This window comes from Gardnerella sp. KA00243, from assembly GCF_049244105.1.
Taxonomy (GTDB): Bacteria; Actinomycetota; Actinomycetes; order Actinomycetales; family Bifidobacteriaceae; genus Bifidobacterium; species Bifidobacterium leopoldii.
In genome coordinates this window covers 666192-682381 of sequence record NZ_CP058375.1, presented here as the reverse complement: position 1 = coordinate 682381, position 16190 = coordinate 666192, and the positions used below count along the sequence as shown (strand labels likewise).

The following is a 16190-nucleotide window of genomic DNA, read 5'->3' as shown; positions in this document are numbered from 1 at the left end:
CGTGGAAAAGCATGATGTAACTGCGGCAATAATTTTGGCAGCAGGCGATGGGACGCGTATGCGTTCAGAAACTCCAAAAGTACTACATCCATTTGCTGGTAAAACATTTCTCAATCGTGTTATGGATGCCATGAATGGCGTAAATCCTAAAAAACTAGCTGTAGTTGTGCATGCTCAGGCTGAACGCGTAGCTGCTGCTGCTGTTAGCTATAACGAAAATGTGCATATTGTAAATCAGGACGAAACTCCTGGAACCGGCAGAGCAGTGCAATGTGCTATTAAAGATCTTAACGAAATTGCTAAAAACGAAACTGGTGAAGCATTAAAAGGAGCTGTGCTGATTGCCGCAAGCGATATGCCGCTACTTGATACGCAAACTTTGCAGTCTTTAGTTGATTTTCACAATAATAATAACAATGTGGCAACAGTTCTTACAGCAGTATTAGACGATGCAACTGGCTACGGCCGTATTGTGCGCGAAGCAAACGGTGACGTTTTGCGTATTGTTGAGCATAAAGATGCAAATGCTGGAGAGCTTGCTATTCATGAAGTGAACACTTCTGTATATGTATTCGATGCGACTGTATTATGTGACGCGATTGCAGATCTTAACTCTCAAAATGCTCAAGGTGAGTTCTATTTGACTGATGCTTTGGAACATGCTCGAAAGTTTGGTCATGTTGGTGCAATGTCTGCTCCAGATCCGCTTACTGTAGAGGGCGTAAATAATCGTGTGCAATTAGCTGCGCTCGCAAAAGCACATAATAAGCGCGTGTGTGAAAAATGGATGCTTGAAGGTGTAACTATTCTCGACCCTGATACTACTTGGATTGAAGATAGTGTTACGCTCGCACAAGATGTTACTGTGCTTCCTGGGTGCTTCCTTCAAGGTCGTACTACGGTTGCAAGTGGTGCTGTAGTTGGCCCTTACACGACTCTTATTGATGCGCAAATTGATGAGGATGCTGTGGTTGAACGTTCGCGTGTACAGGAATCGCATATTTGTAGAGCTGCAAACATCGGTCCTTGGACGTATTTGCGTGCAGGAAACGTACTTGGTGAGGAAAGTAAGGCAGGAGCTTTCGTAGAAATGAAGAAAGCTCATATTGGAAATGGCACTAAAGTACCTCATTTAAGCTATATTGGCGATGCTGATTTGGGTGAGCATACGAATATTGGCGGCGGTACGATTACTGCAAATTATGACGGAGTGCATAAGAATCATACTACGATTGGTTCTGGTGCTCACGTTGGCGCAGGAAACCTGTTTGTAGCACCGGTTACTGTGGGAGATGATGTTACTACCGGCGCTGGATCGGTGGTACGTCACGATGTTCCGGCTGATTCTATGGTGTACTCGGAAAATACTCAGCACGTTGTAGAGGGCTGGAAGCCAGCTTGGGAACGCTAAAAAGCGTTTGTTGGAGAATTAAGGAGTAGTAACATTATGACAGCTTTAGAAAGCTCAATTAGTGCAATTCGTATTGCTGCCGCTGCTGCAGACCGTTTGAAAGCAACGAACGAGCAGGCTTTTGATGTAAGCGATTTGCTTGGTATTACGGATGCTATGTTAGTTGTTTCTGCTTCAAATGAGCGTCAAGTATTAGCTGTTGCAGAAGAAATCGAAAAAGACTTGTACTTGAAAGACAACAAACGCAAGGCTTTATCTCGTGAAGGCTTGGAATTAGCACAGTGGATTTTGCTTGATTTTGGCGATTTTGTGGTTCATGTAATGCATGAGGAAGCACGAGCATTCTACCGCTTGGAACGCCTGTGGAATGATTGCCCGGCAATCGATTTGCAACTGCCAGAGCATGCTAGCGAAACTGAAGATTCTAGCAAAACTGAAGATTCTAGCGAAACTGAATAATAAGAAGAAAGTACGGTACAAACCATGGTTGATTTCGTAGAAAATGTTGCGAGTAACGTAAATAATTCCATTAATAGTGCGCATGAAGGAATTGCTCGTTCTGTTATGCTTATTCGCCACGGTCAAACTCCGTATAATGCACAGTTCCGTTTGCAAGGCATGATTGATATTGCTTTGGATGAGTCTGGAATGGATCAGGTGACTCGCTCTGGAAAAGCTTTGCGCGTGCTTTTTGGTGCTTCTGATTTAGAAGATCCAAAGGACCCGAACAGCACTGAACACGTGCGCATTACGCCAGAAGAAGCGGACGCGAGTTTTGTGGCGATTGTTTCTCCACTTATTCGCGCTCAACAGACTGCTCATGCTTTTGCAGATAAGATTGGGCTTCATGTGCATGTTGAAAATGGTGTGCGCGAGCGTTTCTTTGGCGAGTGGGAAGGTTTGAATCGTCAGCAGATTAGCGAGCAGTGGCCGGAAGATTTCAAAGCTTGGGTTGAAGGTAAAAGCGGAGAGCTTCGTCATGGTGCTGAAGCTAAGCAGGAAGTAGGAGAGCGCGCTGCTGCTGCAGTAGAAGATTGGGCTCGCAAAACTGGCGCAGACCGTGATTTGCTAGTATTTTCGCATGGTTCCTGTCTTTCGCAAACTGTTCATAAGCTGCTTGGATTAGATAAAGTAGATCCTTCTTACAAGACGATTGGCGGCATGGGAAACGGTCGTTGGGCGCGCTTAATTCCAAGTCTTAACGCTGATGGTTCGATTCATTGGCGTTTGGATGCTTATGATCAAGGTCCTGCAGCTGACCCTACAAGCCAGCGTCTTATTCGCATTTGGGGTGCTGCGTAATCTCTCCTTTACCGCTTAATTACCGAAAGCTACCGTTTAGCGATTTTGTAAAGACAGACTATTTACAGTGCCGTATAGTCAAAATTACAAAACAAAAAGCTAACAAACGCTAACAGTAGTGTACGGAAAGGAGGCTTGATGAAAGTAACTATTGCTATCGTTCCGCCTGAGGAAGAGCAGTCAGTTCAGTTGTCAATTCACAATATTGACGATGAGCTTAAGCACATTATCGCTCAGTTACAAAGCATTGACTCCAATGATGCAAATGTAAGAAGTGCTGAAAATAATACTGAAATTAATACTTCAGATAAGTTGAGCAACAATAATCCATTCATATACGGTTATATTAACGATTCGATTATTGTTATGCATGAGCCAGATGTGATTATGATTTGCGTTGAAAATTCGCGCGTAATCATTCACGGTGATAAAGGCGAGTGCGTGTCTTACAAGCGCCTAATGGATTTTGACAATCCGCAATTCGCGTCGTTTGTGCGCATATCTAAATCCGCAATCGTGAACTTGAATCGCATTGTTCGAGTTGATCCAGGATTTGGTGGAAGTATGAGCGTAAAAATGGACGATGGAAGCGTTGAGTGGATTAGTCGCAGATGCTTAGGTGGGTTCAAAAAGCGCTTAGGGATGTAGTTATAGTAATAACGAATGTAGCTAGAATGTAGTCAAATATAAAACTATCAAAAATTTTAATACTGATTTTTTTAATACTAGATTTTAATACTTAAAAGGAAGCGATTATTATGGAAAAGCAAGTTGCAACATTAGGTAAAACAATGGTAAAAAACATTGTTAAAGGCATTGGCATAGGGTGCACTATTTTTACAGTAATGTCTTTTATATCAAGTCTGTTAGCGCATAGTGAGGTTGGAAATAGAATTGCATCTTATGCTGTAGCATCGTTTGTTATAGGCATAGGATATGGAGTGTTCGCTATTTTTTGGTCGAATGAACGCATGTCAAATTTTGCAAAGTTCGTTTTTGCGCTAGTTCCGCCAATTGCTATTCAGTTTATTGTATCGGTGATTGTTGGATGGATTTCGTTCAAAGATGAGCCAGCGGTGATTTGCGGATGGATCGCGTTCACTGTTATTTTACCGATTCCTATTGCTGCAATAATTTATTACTTCGAGAAGAAGAAAGCGAAAGAAATGAACGCTAGACTGAAAGCATTGCGTAAAGAAAGCAAGTAAATTAGTGACAACTAAATAATCAAGTAAAGAATTGAGTGGTGTTCATCTTCGCCGTTGAGGACGAACGCCACTCGATATTGTATGACGCCTACTATAGACGTACTAATTCGGCGTTTTGCGCGACGACCTGCCTGAGCGTTTAAAGCGTAGCGCGCGAAGGCAACTCGGAGCGGAAACTCGCTTAAGTTGGAAGTCCAGTGGACTTCCAACGCGAGTTTCGTAGTGAGCGCGTTACCCGCGCGAGCGTCCGCGCTCAGTGCGAAAAATCTCAAATCTCTACCGCACTAATATCCACACGACTGAATGACGACGCATTAATCTTTTGCAATAGTTTTGCCGGCAGTAGCTCCAGAAGTCAAGTCCTGAATCTCAGTGATTTCCATAACTGGAACTGCAGCTGGCTTCTTCGTACCTTTTTCTTCGGCCACACGTACCTGTTCTTCGTAAATCGCGTCATCAGTGTGAAGAGTTACTGTTCCGCGGAAGCGATAGCCTTTCTTTTCTGCCAAATTAGCAACTGCTACAACCAGCTGGCTGCCGTCTTGCAAGTTCTTATAATGCTGACCTGCAGTGCGCTCGTGGTAGGCAAGGTGGTTGTCGTCGAGTACGAACATAGACATTTTTGGTCCCAAATCAAGCTCGCCATCTTTGCTTACTGTTGCAATCCAAGCCAAATTATTCGCAATAAATTCTTTCATATCTGCGCTAAGAGTTGCCATAATATTCCTTTCCTAACAAGATTGCGTACTTTCTTCGTACGCAATTTATAAGCCTACATTGCTACATTACGCTGATTTAAAAGTGTATACGAGCGTGTAGCGTAAAAAAATTGTAAGTTGTGATATAAATCACCCAATTCTTCAATAGTTTCGTGGGCGAAATTTATACAGCAAAATACTTGATTGCCACTGTTTTCTGGAGCGTATATCGGAAATTTTACGAAAGAACGCCAGAAAGTTGTACTTTTCACGATTTTACGGCTATTCTGTCTATTTTATAAGCTAAAACGCTTTATAAAAGAAAAATTTTAAAGAATCAACTTTTATAGTTGAAGGGGAACATTATGAAGGTGAAATATGAAACAGCTAAATCTATAGCTGAACCGCTTTCGGATAAATCGGGCATGCCTCAAGGCAAAAGTGTTCGTACTGCTCAGATTATGTTGTTGATTTGTGCTGCTATTTGGGGTGGCAGCTATGTTTCTTCAAAATATGCTCTTGAAGTGTTTCCTGTGCAATGGCTTATGGGCGTTCGTATGGTTGGAGCTTGCACAATTATGGCTGTTATTTTTTTCGGTACACTTCGTAAAACTTTTACAAAAAGCTTATTGTTCCTTCTTTACTAACTGGAATTACGTATTATGCTACTTTAATTTTGCAAACTGAAGGGTTACGTTCAATTGATCCAGGCCGTAGCGCGTTTTTGACAGCAGCATATTGCGTAATTACGCCATTTTCTGCTTGGTTAATTGTCAAGAAAAAGCCAACTCTTTTAGGATTAGTAGCTGCAGTTATGTGCGTTGCTGGAGTAGGTTTTGTGGCATTAAAGCCTGGAATGCTTGTTCTCACATTGTCTTATGGAGATTTCCTTACTTTATTATGTGCTGTAGTTTTTGCTTTTAATCTTACGTTCCTTGCGTATTATTCTCGTAAATATAATCCAGTTACGTTAACTTTTGGGCAATTTGTTGTTTCAGGCGTACTTTTTGTAGCTGGTGCGCTTATTTGTGAGCCTTTGCCAAACTTTAACGCTGCTGATCATTTCTCTATTTTTGCTAATATGTTCTACCTTACAGTGGTAGTAACAGTAGTTGCGCAAATTATGCAAAACTATAGTTTGGTGAATCTTTCTACTGCAAACGCTTCTGTGATTATGTGCACTGAAAGTTTGTTCACGCTTTTATTCTCTACTATTCTTTTTCATGAGCATGTTTCTAACATGGCTTTTGTGGGATTTGCTTTAATATTTGCTGCAATTATTACTGCAAGCTTAGGTGAGCATTATTGTGATAAAAGAGCGAATTGTGAGCTTTCTTATAAAGATAGAGATTTTGAGGTTGCTAAGTCTTAGGCATTTCAGTTTTGTGTAGCTAAGTTTTATGTATATAAGACTTGTGATTTTGTTGTAAGAATGCTCTGGCAATGCTGTGCAATTTTTGCGTAGAGTGATACCATCATTGTTGTAATGGTGTTGGTAGTGGAATTTGCATATTTGCCATGCATTTTGGCATTATATTCGCATAAATAGTTAAGGTGCATAAGTGAAGAATTTCTTCAAAGGCATATCGTTTACGCAAGTATTAGCTGGATCGCTCGCTGCAGTGACTTCGTTTTTACTTGCTTCTAAAATTGGTATTGCTGGTTCAGTTATTGGCGTAGCTATTGGTTCTATTGTCTCAGCAGTAGCATCACAGTTGTATCAGAATGTTATTCACGCTTCATCGCGTAAACTTTCGGAAGTAAATCCGAATACTTCTACAGAACAGTCTAATTTTAGTAATGTGTCAGATTCTAGCGTGCGTTCAAATGGTTTAGAGAATGTTGATTCTAAAAGAATTGGAGATGATATTCATATGCAATATTCATCAAATTCGTTGCAATGTAATACTGATCCTTCAGATGACAAAAATATGACTGTTCAAGATGCAAGATCTGGACGCACTGTTAGTTCGCAAGTCCGTAATCCGGAATTAGAAAATACGCGTATTTTGGAATTGTCGAAATTACGTGAACAGCATGAAGAAGACATGGAACTGTCGGAGGGCACAATTCCAGAGCCGGTGCCGTTATCTAAGGTTGTTAGTGGAAACTACGGTTACTCTTCTAGATCTTACCAAAATAGAAACGATCATCGTACAACAATTGTTGTTGCTGTTATAAGTGCTCTTATAGCTGTTATTGTTACTGCAGGTGCTGTTCTTTTGTTTACACAAGGAAAAGGCACAGACAATATTGATAAGCCTGAAGAAATTAGTCATGAGCAGCAGCAAAATCAGCCGCAACCTAAGCAACGTCTTAACACGAATACTAATCAAGACCATAAGAAGTCTCATGATGATTCTGATAGTAAAGATGCTAATGAAGACGAAAATGATGAGCATAGCAATGAAAACGCAGCTGGCTCAACAGGTGGTCATTCTGATAATGATTTAGGTAGTGACACTAACAATGATTCAGGAACGAATTCAGGTGATGCTGCTAGTGGGAATAGTGGATCGGGTGCTGATAGTTCTGATGCAGGTGCTGGATCTGCTGGATCTTCGGGATCTACTGGTTCTTCAAACAATGTAACTTCTCCTGGTAATGGTGATCAATCTGGAAGTGCCAATGGTAACTAGTTCTTGAATTGGTTTGCCGAATTGGTTCTTGAATTGGTTTGCCGAATTGGCGACTAAATTGTTAGTAGAATTCGCAGGATTTTTGGAATTTGTAAGTTGAATTCGACACGCCGCATTTGGATAGAGCGGCTATTTGTTGTATTCTATCAAAGGTTCGTTTGAACGGCATAAGTAAAAACGGGGCTATGGCGCAGCTGGTAGCGCATCTCCATGGCATGGAGGGGGTCGGGGGTTCGAATCCCCCTAGCTCCACAAATTTTAAACGTCACTTCTCATGAAGTGGCGTTTTTTGTTATTATTTTTCGATTTTTATGCGCCACGCCGTATTTTTTACTGTTTGTCTGCAAGTCGTACTAATAATGAACACCATCGACCAGAGGTCGCGCTCGACAAGAGTAATAAGCATGAGCTAGGGAAGCGTTAATTGCTTACAAAAGGGGAGAGCGCCGAAGTTTACTGCTTAATCCCAAAAGTAGTGAGCTGGGACTTGGCTTAATATACCAAGGACTGTCGCAGCGAGTCGGCATTCGCTGCGGAGAGCTATCGACACGCTTGCTTTTGCTTGCTTGTTTTGCCTCTGATTGTCATGAAAGGAGGAAAAATGAGTAGCTCATTATCATCTACTGCTGTACAGAATACTCAGCAGAATACTCAGCAAAATAACGATGTCCATAGAGGATTAAAAACCCGCCATATTTCCATGATTGCTTTAGGTGGCAGCATTGGCACCGGCTTATTCGTTGCTAGTGGTGCAACAATCCATATGGCTGGTCCTGGCGGCGCTTTGCTCGCTTATGGTGCGATTGGCATTATGGTCTACTTCCTTATGACTTCCCTTGGTGAAATGGCCACTTTTATGCCTATTAGTGGATCGTTTGCATCGTATTCTGGACGTTTTATTGATCCTGCACTCGGTTTCGCAATGGGCTGGAACTATTGGTTTAATTGGGCTATTACGGTTGCAGTGGACGTTAGTACTGCAGCAATAGTTCTGCAATACTGGTTCCCAACAGTGCCAATATGGATTTTCTCGCTGTCGGTTCTTATGCTTATTTTGGTTATCAATGTGCTTACAGTTAAGTGCTTTGGAGAAACCGAATACTGGCTTTCTATTATTAAAGTGTTGGCAGTAATCGTATTCCTTGTTATCGGTTCGCTTACGATTGTTGGCATTGTTGGCGGCAAAGCGCCATTCTTGCAAAACTTCACTCATAAGGACGCTCCATTTGCAGGCGGTGTTCCTGCAGTGTTGTGTGCTTTCGCTATTGCAGGCTTCTCTTTCCAAGGAACTGAGCTTATTGGTATTACTGCAGGTGAGTCTGCAACTCCAGAAAAGAGTATTCCAAAGGCTGTAAAGCAAGTGTTCTGGCGTATTCTTCTTTTCTACATTCTTGCAATTTTCGTTATTGCTTGCATTATTCCTTATACTGACAAGAACTTACTTGGTTCTGATGTAACTGATATTGCTATTAGCCCATTCACGCTCGTGTTCCAGCGTGCAGGTCTTGCAGCTGCTGCAGCAGTTATGAATGCTGTTATTTTGACTTCTGTTATTTCTGCAGCAAATTCCGGCATGTATGCTTCAACAAGAATGCTTTATTCACTCGCAAAAGAAGATAATGCTCCAAAAGTATTTGGCAAGGTAAGTCTTCGTGGTATTCCTGTTCCTGCGTTGATTGCTACATTTGTAGTTGCTTTATTTACTTTCTTTATGAGTATTTTTGGCGATCAAATATACATGTTCCTGGTTGCTGCAAGTGGTTTGACTGGTTTTATTGCTTGGGCTGGTATTGCTGCAGCTCATTATCGCTTCCGTAAGGCATACTTGGCTCAAGGTCATTCCTTAGATGAATTAGTTTACCGAGCAAAGTGGTATCCGTTTGGTCCTATTGTTGCGTTCTTCTTATGCATTCTTGTTATTGTTGGTCAGGATTTGCATTCATTTGCAACGCTTAACTGGCAGGCTATTGGAATCACGTACATGTCTGTGCCGCTATTTATCGTTCTATACATTGGTTACAAGATTAAAAACCATACTCGAGTAATTCCTCTTGAAGAAGTCGATTTAACTCATGTTCGAGTAGCAAAATGAACGAATAGTTTATAAAGTTCAACATCGTTTACGATGTAGAGTTAGATAATGTAAAAGCTCCCAGCGTATATCACTGGGAGCTTTTACATTGAGTCAGATAACAGAGCAATGTTTTATGGTTTTTGTGAACCTGCTATTATGTCCGGGGTTTGTTTTTTATCGGAATCTTGGTTGTCCTTTTTTGCTTTATCATTCGGATCTCCTTGACCACTATTTCCTTTAGGTTTTTCAGCACCAGCTCCGTCTCCGCTGCCTTTTGGTTTTCCGTTTTCTTTACCTTCTTCGCTGGTGTTTTCGTTTTCGGATTCAGTGCAATTTTTATCTCCTTTTTTGCACTGTGGATTTTCTGTATTACTATTTTTTTCAGTCTTTGTTTGAGTCTTATTTTCAGTATTCTGTTTCTTAGTGTTTTGTGTATTCTTCGTCGGTGCTGGCGTTGGCTTTGGCTTTGGTGGGACAACATTTGAACGCTGAATTACAATTCCAGTCGATTCATTTATCTCTTGCTTCTTTGTTTCTTCGTCTTGCTTGTCTTTGTCTTTGTCTTTATCTTTATCTTTATCTTTATCTTTATCTTTTTTGCTATTTTCATCGATTAATGTAACAGCCAACTCGCGCACTTTTTTTGCTTTGACTGCATACCATTCAGAAGCAGCTAAAGCTTCTGCGCTTTGGGAACCAAGTTCTTCAGGAGAGTTTGCTGTGCAAGATACTGCGTCAGGAACCTTTTCACTCATGATTTTAGCAAGTTCTTTTGCGTTATCAGAGTCACCTTTTGTGAGATCTGTTATTACGCTGTTGTGTACTAAACTTTTCCATACGGCATTGGCTTTAGAAACTTGCGCAACTTTTATTTCGCACTGTCTGCGAGCTGCTTTAGTGCGTTCAGTTTGCTTCATGTACCAAAGTGTGCCAACTGTGCCAAGAGCTAAAGCTAGCACAACAATTCCTGCTATGAGAATAATGAGCTTTTTCTTTTGGTTCGTTTCAACATTATCGGAGCTATGTTGATTCATATTTGTCCTCTGTTATCTATTGCTGCTCAACATTAGCGTATTTGAATACGCAACTTGTTTATATAATACGCCAAAATGTTTATGTTAGCCACGCTCATGAGCGCTAAACAATCAAGATTTTGCTTGTGGATACAAGTCGTAATATTTAACGCAAAAAGCCACTGGAAAACCAGTGGCTTTATGGCTCCTGCGGCTGGGCTTGAACCAGCGACCATTCGATTAACAGTCGAACGCTCTGCCAACTGAGCTACGCAGGAATATCTTGTGCTCAACTAAGCGCTGTGCACAAGACATTTATATTACACGGAATTTTCAAAGATGCAAATATGGCGTGTTTTGGCGTGTCGAAATAATGATTATAAGCATATGTTTTATCCACAATGCTTTAAAAGCTTATGATTTTCGCAAATTAGCTGCAAAACTTTTATAAAAGTCGTTTTATAAAAATATGGATGGGGAATATATGTGTATTCGCAAAAATTATGGATTATATTACAAAATATCTGCCTGTTTGGGGATTTTTATAATCTCAGTTATTTTATTAGATGCGCTGTTTTTACAACCCGAAATTTCGCAAAATAATCATCATCTTAAATATTATGTTGTAGAATCTGCTGTGACATGTTGCCACAAGTGTGCTCTTTCTAAAGGTGATTATAGTGAAAAAACATGCAAGTCAGCTATGCAATGGCCTGTAAAACCTGCACAAATAGTAAAAGCTTTTAATCCTCCGCCTAAACCTTGGATGGCTGGGCATCGTGGCGTAGATTTAGCTGCAAGCACAGGGACTCCTTTATTTGCGCCTGCAGATGGCGTTATTAGTTTTGCTGGTAAAGTCGCTGGTAAATCAGTTGTGACTATTAGGCATGGTGAACTGACATCCACTTTTGAGCCTGCTGTAACAAAGTTTAGCGTTGGGGTTTTTGTGAAAAGAGGCCAGAATTTTGCACATGTCGAAGGAGGTTCGGACCATTGCGGCACAACTTGTGTGCAGTGGGGTTTAAAGCGCAAAAATCGTACATATGCTAATCCTGAAAGAATGACTGTTAAGCGTCGCATTGTGCTTAAGCCTGTGGAATGAGCAAAATAATATATTTATATCGTAGATATTTGTAGATAAATGAACAAAATTGATTACAATCTTGTAGATATTCGCATATGCGAAGGCTTGCAAATCGCGTATAGTAAAGATATACGTCAATTCAGCAGATAGAGGAGCTAATATGCAAGAATATTCTCGTCCACTTGATGAGTCTATTGATACAGATGTTAATGTTTTCTCACTGCTAGAAGAGCGAGCAGAGCGCAATCCTAATGGTTCTTTGGTTGAATACGTTGGGGCTGACGGCGTTTGGAAGTCATATACTGCTGAAGAATTTAGAGATAAGGTAATAGCTGTTGCTAAAGGCTTTATTGCTAGAGGAGTAATGCCTGGTGATGCTGTGTCAATTATTGCTCACACTTCATGGCAATGGACAGTTCTTGATATGGCTATTATGTCTATAGGCGCATTGACAGTGCCAATTTATGAAACAAGCTCTTCGCTGCAAATACAACATATTGTTCAAGATTCTCAAGTATGTTCAATATTTGTGGAGTCTCCTGAAATGTTGCCAAAAGTAGAGGCTGTTCAGGAAGAATGTCCTACTCTTCACGACGTATATGTAATGAATCGTGGTGCTATCGACGCGTGCATTGAATACGGTAAAGCAGTAACTGATGCTGAATTTTATGAGCGAGTGCACGCTGTTAATGGAAGTGACATAGCAACAATTGTATACACTTCAGGTTCAACTGGTGAGCCAAAAGGAATTGAGCTTACTCATAGCAATTTTGTTTTTATTGCTAAATCAGGTGTTATTTCTATGCCAGATATTGCGTTAAAAGACAGCCCGCGTCTTTTGCTGTTCTTGCCTCTTGCGCACGTTTTTGCTAGGTTTATGCAATTGTTCTGCTTTGCTGGAAATATAACTCTTGGTTTGACGAGTAATTTGAAAACTGTATTGTCTGATTTTCAAACTTTTAAACCAACATTTATTCTTGGTGTTCCACGCATTTTTGAGAAGATTTACAATGCTGCTTCTCAAAAAGCAGGCAGGGGAGTAAAAGGTTTTATTTTTGCTTATGCGTCTAAGGTTGCTCGCGAATGGTCTCGCGCTCAGCAGTCTAGTTCAATGGTTCCTCCAATGCTTGCTCTTAGCCATTCAATATGTAAAAAATTAGTGTATGCTCCACTACTACACGTATTTGGAGGCTCTGTTTCATACGCTATTTCGGGCGGCGCTCCTTTAGATTTGTCGATTGCGCATTTCTTTAATGGTATTGGTTTGCCTCTTCTAGAAGGCTATGGAATGACAGAAACTTGTGCACCTTCTATGGTGAATCCTACGACAGGTTATCGCATTGGTACCGTTGGTTTGCCTGTAAAGGGTGTATCTGTTGCTATTGCTGACGATGGTGAATTGTGCATTAAGAGTCCTGCAGTATGCAAAGGCTACCATAATAATCCTGAGCTTACCAAACAGCAGATTGTAAATGGCTGGTTGCATACGGGAGATTTTGGGTCTTTAGACGATGACGGTTTTGTGCGTATTACAGGCAGAAAGAAAGATCTTATTATTACTGCTGGCGGTAAGAACTTATCTCCAAATGCGTTAGAAGCTTCATTAATGTCTTCACCTATTATTTCTCAAGCTGTTGTTATTGGAGACAGGAAGCCGTTTGTTTCAGCAATTATTGCGCTCGATTTATCAGAAGTAAATACTTGGCTTTCTTCGCGTGGCGCATGCCCTGTACGGTCTTTAAAGGAGGCTTCACGTAACGGTATTGTGCGAGCAGAAGTTGAGCGTGCTGTTAGCAAAGCAAATGAGCTAGTTTCTAGAGCTGAGTCTATTCGCAAGTTCGAAATAGTTCCAGATGAGTTTACTCAAGCAAACGGTTTGATTACGCCAAGTTTAAAGGCGCGTCGTCAAGTTGTTGTAGAGCGTTATAACGACCTTATCGAACATGTTATTTATGCTCCACGCAAACGTTAGCTGCGTGTAAATTCGTAGAATATAGTTTGAAGTTAGCCTGAAGATACAGATTGCGTTCCACAAATTATATTTCACAACTTGCATCCAAAAATTGTATTTACAAGCCTGCGTCTGCTAATGATACGTAGCCTGGGTCAATTAAACGTGACTTTAGATTTGTTGCGCTTACTGCCACTAGTCGCTCGTTAACAGTAGGGACAGTTTCCCCGTGTTCAATTTTTGTTTGCACTGTAGCGATTTTTTTGTCAAGTTTACCGTTTCTGTTCAAAGAATAACAAGTAGCAGTAAGATCTTGAACAATCTGCTTATGATTTTCTATAGTTGTCATCCATTGCTTTCCGCTCACAATGTTTGGCATAATATTTTTGTACGCGCCATAACCAGTTATTACTGGCCATTTCTTTGCTTCTGATTCTTCTTCCTCATCTTTTTTCTGCTGTTGTTGTAACTCTTTTTCGGTTTTCTTCGCAGAATCTTTTGGAGCAGGAACTGGTCTTTTATTAAGATCTCGTTTCCCTATGAAGTTTCCGATAACGTCCGGCAAATTGAAAGATGGGTTTATATCTGCTGCGCTTCCTTCATAACCGAGATCGTTTAGTGCTTGTACGGCTTGTAAAGCAATTTGATCATCGAGCGCAATAATTCCATCAACGCGATGCCTTGAGTGTGAAAAAAGACTTGTACTTCTCGTAATTCGTTTTGTTAACTCATTTTTCACAGAGTCAGCTACATCTGCGTCGAAAGCAACATTGGTCCAGTCTTTTTCGCTACTATTCACATTCAATCTTCCAGAAGTGCTTATTAATGTCCCCGAAGCAAAATATGGTCTCAAAACTTTCCAAATGCCAGCGAATGCTTCTTCAGCAAAATCATCATGGAATGCTGTTTCGCTATTTGCATGCGTATTGTTGTTAGAATCATCATCCTCGCTTGCTTCGTCGCTGTTATTTTGTTGATTATTATTGTTTGCATTAATATTTTTTTGATTGTGACATGGCAAAAGAACTTCAATATAGCGTGGATTTTCTTTAGTTGCACGATCTAGAGCGATTTTTTGTACCAGAGTTGTTGCTTGAATTTCGCCAATGGTTCTTGCGTCAGATAAATGGAACATCACATCAGGTTTTAAACCGCTAACACGTCGTGAGAGCATAACAACGTGGATTCCTGCCTTTTTTGCTAGGCTAAGTGATGATGCCAATCGTTTTTCTGCATTAAGCTCATCTTTAGATGATCGAGAGTTATCGTCATTTCGTAAATTTAAGTCTTGAGTATTTGATTTTTGTGTATTTTCAGAATTAGACGCAGGTAACGTTGCATAATCTCCATAGTTATTATTGCCGTTTTTGTTAGTCCATGGAGCTATAACAATTGTCGTTTTACTTAATTGTTTTTTGATTTTTGAATTTTCAGAAACAGAATTGTGCTTTTCTGAATTATTCTGTTTTGCATTGTTTAATGAGCTTAGCAAATTTACTACATAATCTTGCACATCGCGACTTTGTTCTGAAAGGCTAGAAGAAGTTTTAGTAGTAATAGAATTATCGTCAAATCCCTTATCTTTTAACGATTTTATTAATTCTGGAACCAGTACATCCCACGTGCTTAGAGGCTTATTGCGTGTTATTGCCAATCCGTCTGATGGAGTAAAAACAATAACGTTACCGTGATTCGCTTGTTCTTTATTTTCAGATTTTAAAGAAGTTTTTGTTGAACTTGCGCACGAGCTAACAACAAAAAGCATCGTAACTAATGCTGTCAGCATAACTAAAGAACGATGCATAGTTCTGTTGCACAAACGAATCATAGTAGTGACCTCTCGTTTCGTGGTCTATCTGTTGCTGTCTATATGTGTTCTACTTGTAACTATCTTCTAACATTGTATATAGCCGTGTGCTAAATACTTACATTGCTATTTTAGTGAGCAAAATTATCTTATAGAACTTTTTATAAGACTTTCGCACATATTATGGTATTCGCTCACGTAGCCTCCACCAAAGAACACGCAATGTCCTGCAATAGGGTAGAGCTGCCAAATAATCATGCGCTGCTCAAAACCTGCTTTAAGTGGATGAACAGACTGATAGCCGTCTAAAATCTGCTTAAAATAGCTGATTCCAAATAAATGAAGCATCGCTAAATCTTCTTCGCGGTGCCCACCATGTGCTGCAGGGTCGATTAGAACAGCTTCAGTGTGTTCGCCGTCTGAACTTTTAGTCCATAACACGTTTCCGCTCCACAAGTCTCCGTGAACTCGAGCAGGCTTATCTTCTGCAGCTTTTCCTAATAAATCAGGCAGCGCATCAATAACTTCGTTTGTAAGATCTAAATCGCTTTTAGTAAGCTCTCCGCGAGCAATCCCAAGCTCAACCATAGGGCGCAATCGTCCGTCCGCAAGGTAGTCAATAACATTACTCCAAGTGCCAGTTGGCATTTCAACTGGATCGCTTAAAGGTCCAAAATAGCATGTGCCATCGTAATCTGCTGGTGCTTCACCAAAATATTTTGCACCGTAATCGTGCATATGAGCGAGCGCTGCACCAAACTCAAATGCAGCAAGTGGTGTTGCTGAGTGAGTGTCAATGCGCTCAATATTAAGGTAACCGTTTCCCCAATCAAATACTTCAGCCACTCTAGGGCCGCCGTATTTGTGAGCTTCAGAAAGCCATTTTAAGCCTTTACCTTCGCATTCAAAGAAACGCTCAGGCGCGTATAATCTACTTTTCTTATATACAGCGTTGTTCATAGAAGCCTTCTTAACGTAGTAGCGCATACGAAACATGCGCTAC

The 16190-nt window shown here is 40.6% G+C and carries 13 protein-coding genes, 2 tRNA genes, 1 pseudogene and 1 riboswitch; of the genes and pseudogenes, 11 read left to right on the top strand and 5 right to left on the bottom strand.

Features of this window, described 5'->3' with window-relative positions; translation table 11 throughout:
- Position 1: 1 nt before the first annotated feature.
- The 5 genes from glmU (at position 2) to HXT50_RS02670 (ending at position 3921) form a co-directional block, all read left to right on the top strand.
- Complete coding sequence (gene glmU / locus HXT50_RS02690; protein WP_004118983.1) at positions 2-1411, top strand: bifunctional UDP-N-acetylglucosamine diphosphorylase/glucosamine-1-phosphate N-acetyltransferase GlmU; 1410 nt, start codon at positions 2-4, stop codon at positions 1409-1411.
- A gap of 36 nt (positions 1412-1447) precedes the next feature.
- Positions 1448-1870: a ribosome silencing factor gene (rsfS, locus tag HXT50_RS02685; RefSeq protein WP_004118984.1), complete on the top strand. Its 423-nt coding sequence runs from the start codon at positions 1448-1450 to the stop codon at positions 1868-1870.
- A 24-nt stretch (positions 1871-1894) separates the two neighbouring features.
- The gene (locus tag HXT50_RS02680) at positions 1895-2713 is read left to right on the top strand and encodes a histidine phosphatase family protein (protein ID WP_004118985.1); all 819 of its coding nucleotides are present in this window, start codon (positions 1895-1897) and stop codon (positions 2711-2713) included.
- A gap of 138 nt (positions 2714-2851) precedes the next feature.
- The gene (locus HXT50_RS02675; RefSeq protein WP_004106477.1) at positions 2852-3361 is read left to right on the top strand and encodes a LytTR family DNA-binding domain-containing protein; all 510 of its coding nucleotides are present in this window, start codon (positions 2852-2854) and stop codon (positions 3359-3361) included.
- Positions 3362-3471: 110 nt separating this feature from the next.
- Positions 3472-3921, top strand: coding sequence for a DUF3021 family protein (locus tag HXT50_RS02670; protein WP_004106474.1), 450 nt, complete (start codon positions 3472-3474; stop codon positions 3919-3921).
- Positions 3922-4235: 314 nt separating this feature from the next.
- On the opposite strand, the gene HXT50_RS02665 is transcribed toward HXT50_RS02670, so the two are convergent.
- Positions 4236-4640 (bottom strand): pyridoxamine 5'-phosphate oxidase family protein, encoded by a 405-nt coding sequence (locus tag HXT50_RS02665; protein ID WP_004106472.1) that lies wholly within the window; start codon positions 4638-4640, stop codon positions 4236-4238.
- A gap of 344 nt (positions 4641-4984) precedes the next feature.
- Here HXT50_RS02665 and HXT50_RS02660 point away from each other — a divergent pair.
- The 4 genes and pseudogenes from HXT50_RS02660 to HXT50_RS02645 all read left to right on the top strand — a co-directional run bounded on the left by HXT50_RS02660 (position 4985) and on the right by HXT50_RS02645 (position 9350).
- A pseudogene (locus tag HXT50_RS02660) lies at positions 4985-5991 on the top strand (DMT family transporter).
- A gap of 190 nt (positions 5992-6181) precedes the next feature.
- A complete protein-coding gene (locus HXT50_RS02655) occupies positions 6182-7258 on the top strand; it encodes a hypothetical protein (protein WP_004106467.1) in 1077 nt (358 codons plus the stop codon).
- A 179-nt stretch (positions 7259-7437) separates the two neighbouring features.
- Positions 7438-7510: transfer RNA gene (locus HXT50_RS02650), tRNA-Ala, on the top strand.
- Positions 7511-7623: 113 nt separating this feature from the next.
- Positions 7624-7809: riboswitch (Lysine riboswitch) on the top strand.
- A 149-nt stretch (positions 7810-7958) separates the two neighbouring features.
- A complete protein-coding gene (locus HXT50_RS02645) occupies positions 7959-9350 on the top strand; it encodes an amino acid permease (RefSeq protein WP_004106466.1) in 1392 nt (463 codons plus the stop codon).
- Positions 9351-9463: 113 nt separating this feature from the next.
- Here the strand turns inward: HXT50_RS02645 and HXT50_RS02640 are convergent, their stop codons facing one another.
- Complete coding sequence (locus HXT50_RS02640) at positions 9464-10366, bottom strand: ATPase (RefSeq protein WP_421776993.1); 903 nt, start codon at positions 10364-10366, stop codon at positions 9464-9466.
- A gap of 181 nt (positions 10367-10547) precedes the next feature.
- Positions 10548-10623: transfer RNA gene (locus HXT50_RS02635), tRNA-Asn, on the bottom strand.
- 206 nt (positions 10624-10829) lie between these two features.
- On the opposite strand from HXT50_RS02635, the gene HXT50_RS02630 reads away from it, so the two are divergent.
- Together HXT50_RS02630 and HXT50_RS02625 are read left to right on the top strand one after the other, a co-directional pair.
- Positions 10830-11447 (top strand): M23 family metallopeptidase, encoded by a 618-nt coding sequence (locus HXT50_RS02630; RefSeq protein WP_421776992.1) that lies wholly within the window; start codon positions 10830-10832, stop codon positions 11445-11447.
- A gap of 142 nt (positions 11448-11589) precedes the next feature.
- Entirely contained in the window at positions 11590-13401 is a 1812-nt protein-coding gene (locus HXT50_RS02625) for an AMP-dependent synthetase/ligase (RefSeq protein ID WP_032842478.1), read from the top strand.
- 97 nt (positions 13402-13498) lie between these two features.
- On the opposite strand, the gene HXT50_RS02620 is transcribed toward HXT50_RS02625, so the two are convergent.
- Both HXT50_RS02620 and HXT50_RS02615 read right to left on the bottom strand, forming a co-directional pair.
- A complete protein-coding gene (locus HXT50_RS02620; RefSeq protein WP_421776991.1) occupies positions 13499-15208 on the bottom strand; it encodes a hypothetical protein in 1710 nt (569 codons plus the stop codon).
- Positions 15209-15331: 123 nt separating this feature from the next.
- Positions 15332-16183 carry a fructosamine kinase family protein gene (locus tag HXT50_RS02615; protein WP_350222947.1) on the bottom strand — a complete coding sequence of 284 codons (852 nt, stop codon included), beginning with the start codon at positions 16181-16183 and terminating at the stop codon, positions 15332-15334.
- Positions 16184-16190 lie beyond the last annotated feature (7 nt).

Excerpts from the sequence above, each read along its gene's own strand:
- rsfS (WP_004118984.1), top strand. The coding sequence starts at position 1,448 with ATGACAGCTTTAGAAAGCTCAATTAGTGCAATTCGTATTGCTGCCGCT.
- HXT50_RS02680 (WP_004118985.1), top strand. The coding sequence starts at position 1,895 with ATGGTTGATTTCGTAGAAAATGTTGCGAGTAACGTAAATAATTCCATT.
- HXT50_RS02675 (WP_004106477.1), top strand. The coding sequence starts at position 2,852 with ATGAAAGTAACTATTGCTATCGTTCCGCCTGAGGAAGAGCAGTCAGTT.
- HXT50_RS02670 (WP_004106474.1), top strand. The coding sequence starts at position 3,472 with ATGGAAAAGCAAGTTGCAACATTAGGTAAAACAATGGTAAAAAACATT.
- HXT50_RS02665 (WP_004106472.1), bottom strand. The coding sequence starts at position 4,640 with ATGGCAACTCTTAGCGCAGATATGAAAGAATTTATTGCGAATAATTTG.
- HXT50_RS02645 (WP_004106466.1), top strand. The coding sequence starts at position 7,959 with ATGATTGCTTTAGGTGGCAGCATTGGCACCGGCTTATTCGTTGCTAGT.
- HXT50_RS02640 (WP_421776993.1), bottom strand. The coding sequence starts at position 10,366 with ATGAATCAACATAGCTCCGATAATGTTGAAACGAACCAAAAGAAAAAG.
- HXT50_RS02630 (WP_421776992.1), top strand. The coding sequence starts at position 10,830 with ATGTGTATTCGCAAAAATTATGGATTATATTACAAAATATCTGCCTGT.
- HXT50_RS02625 (WP_032842478.1), top strand. The coding sequence starts at position 11,590 with ATGCAAGAATATTCTCGTCCACTTGATGAGTCTATTGATACAGATGTT.
- HXT50_RS02620 (WP_421776991.1), bottom strand. The coding sequence starts at position 15,208 with ATGATTCGTTTGTGCAACAGAACTATGCATCGTTCTTTAGTTATGCTG.
- HXT50_RS02615 (WP_350222947.1), bottom strand. The coding sequence starts at position 16,183 with ATGTTTCGTATGCGCTACTACGTTAAGAAGGCTTCTATGAACAACGCT.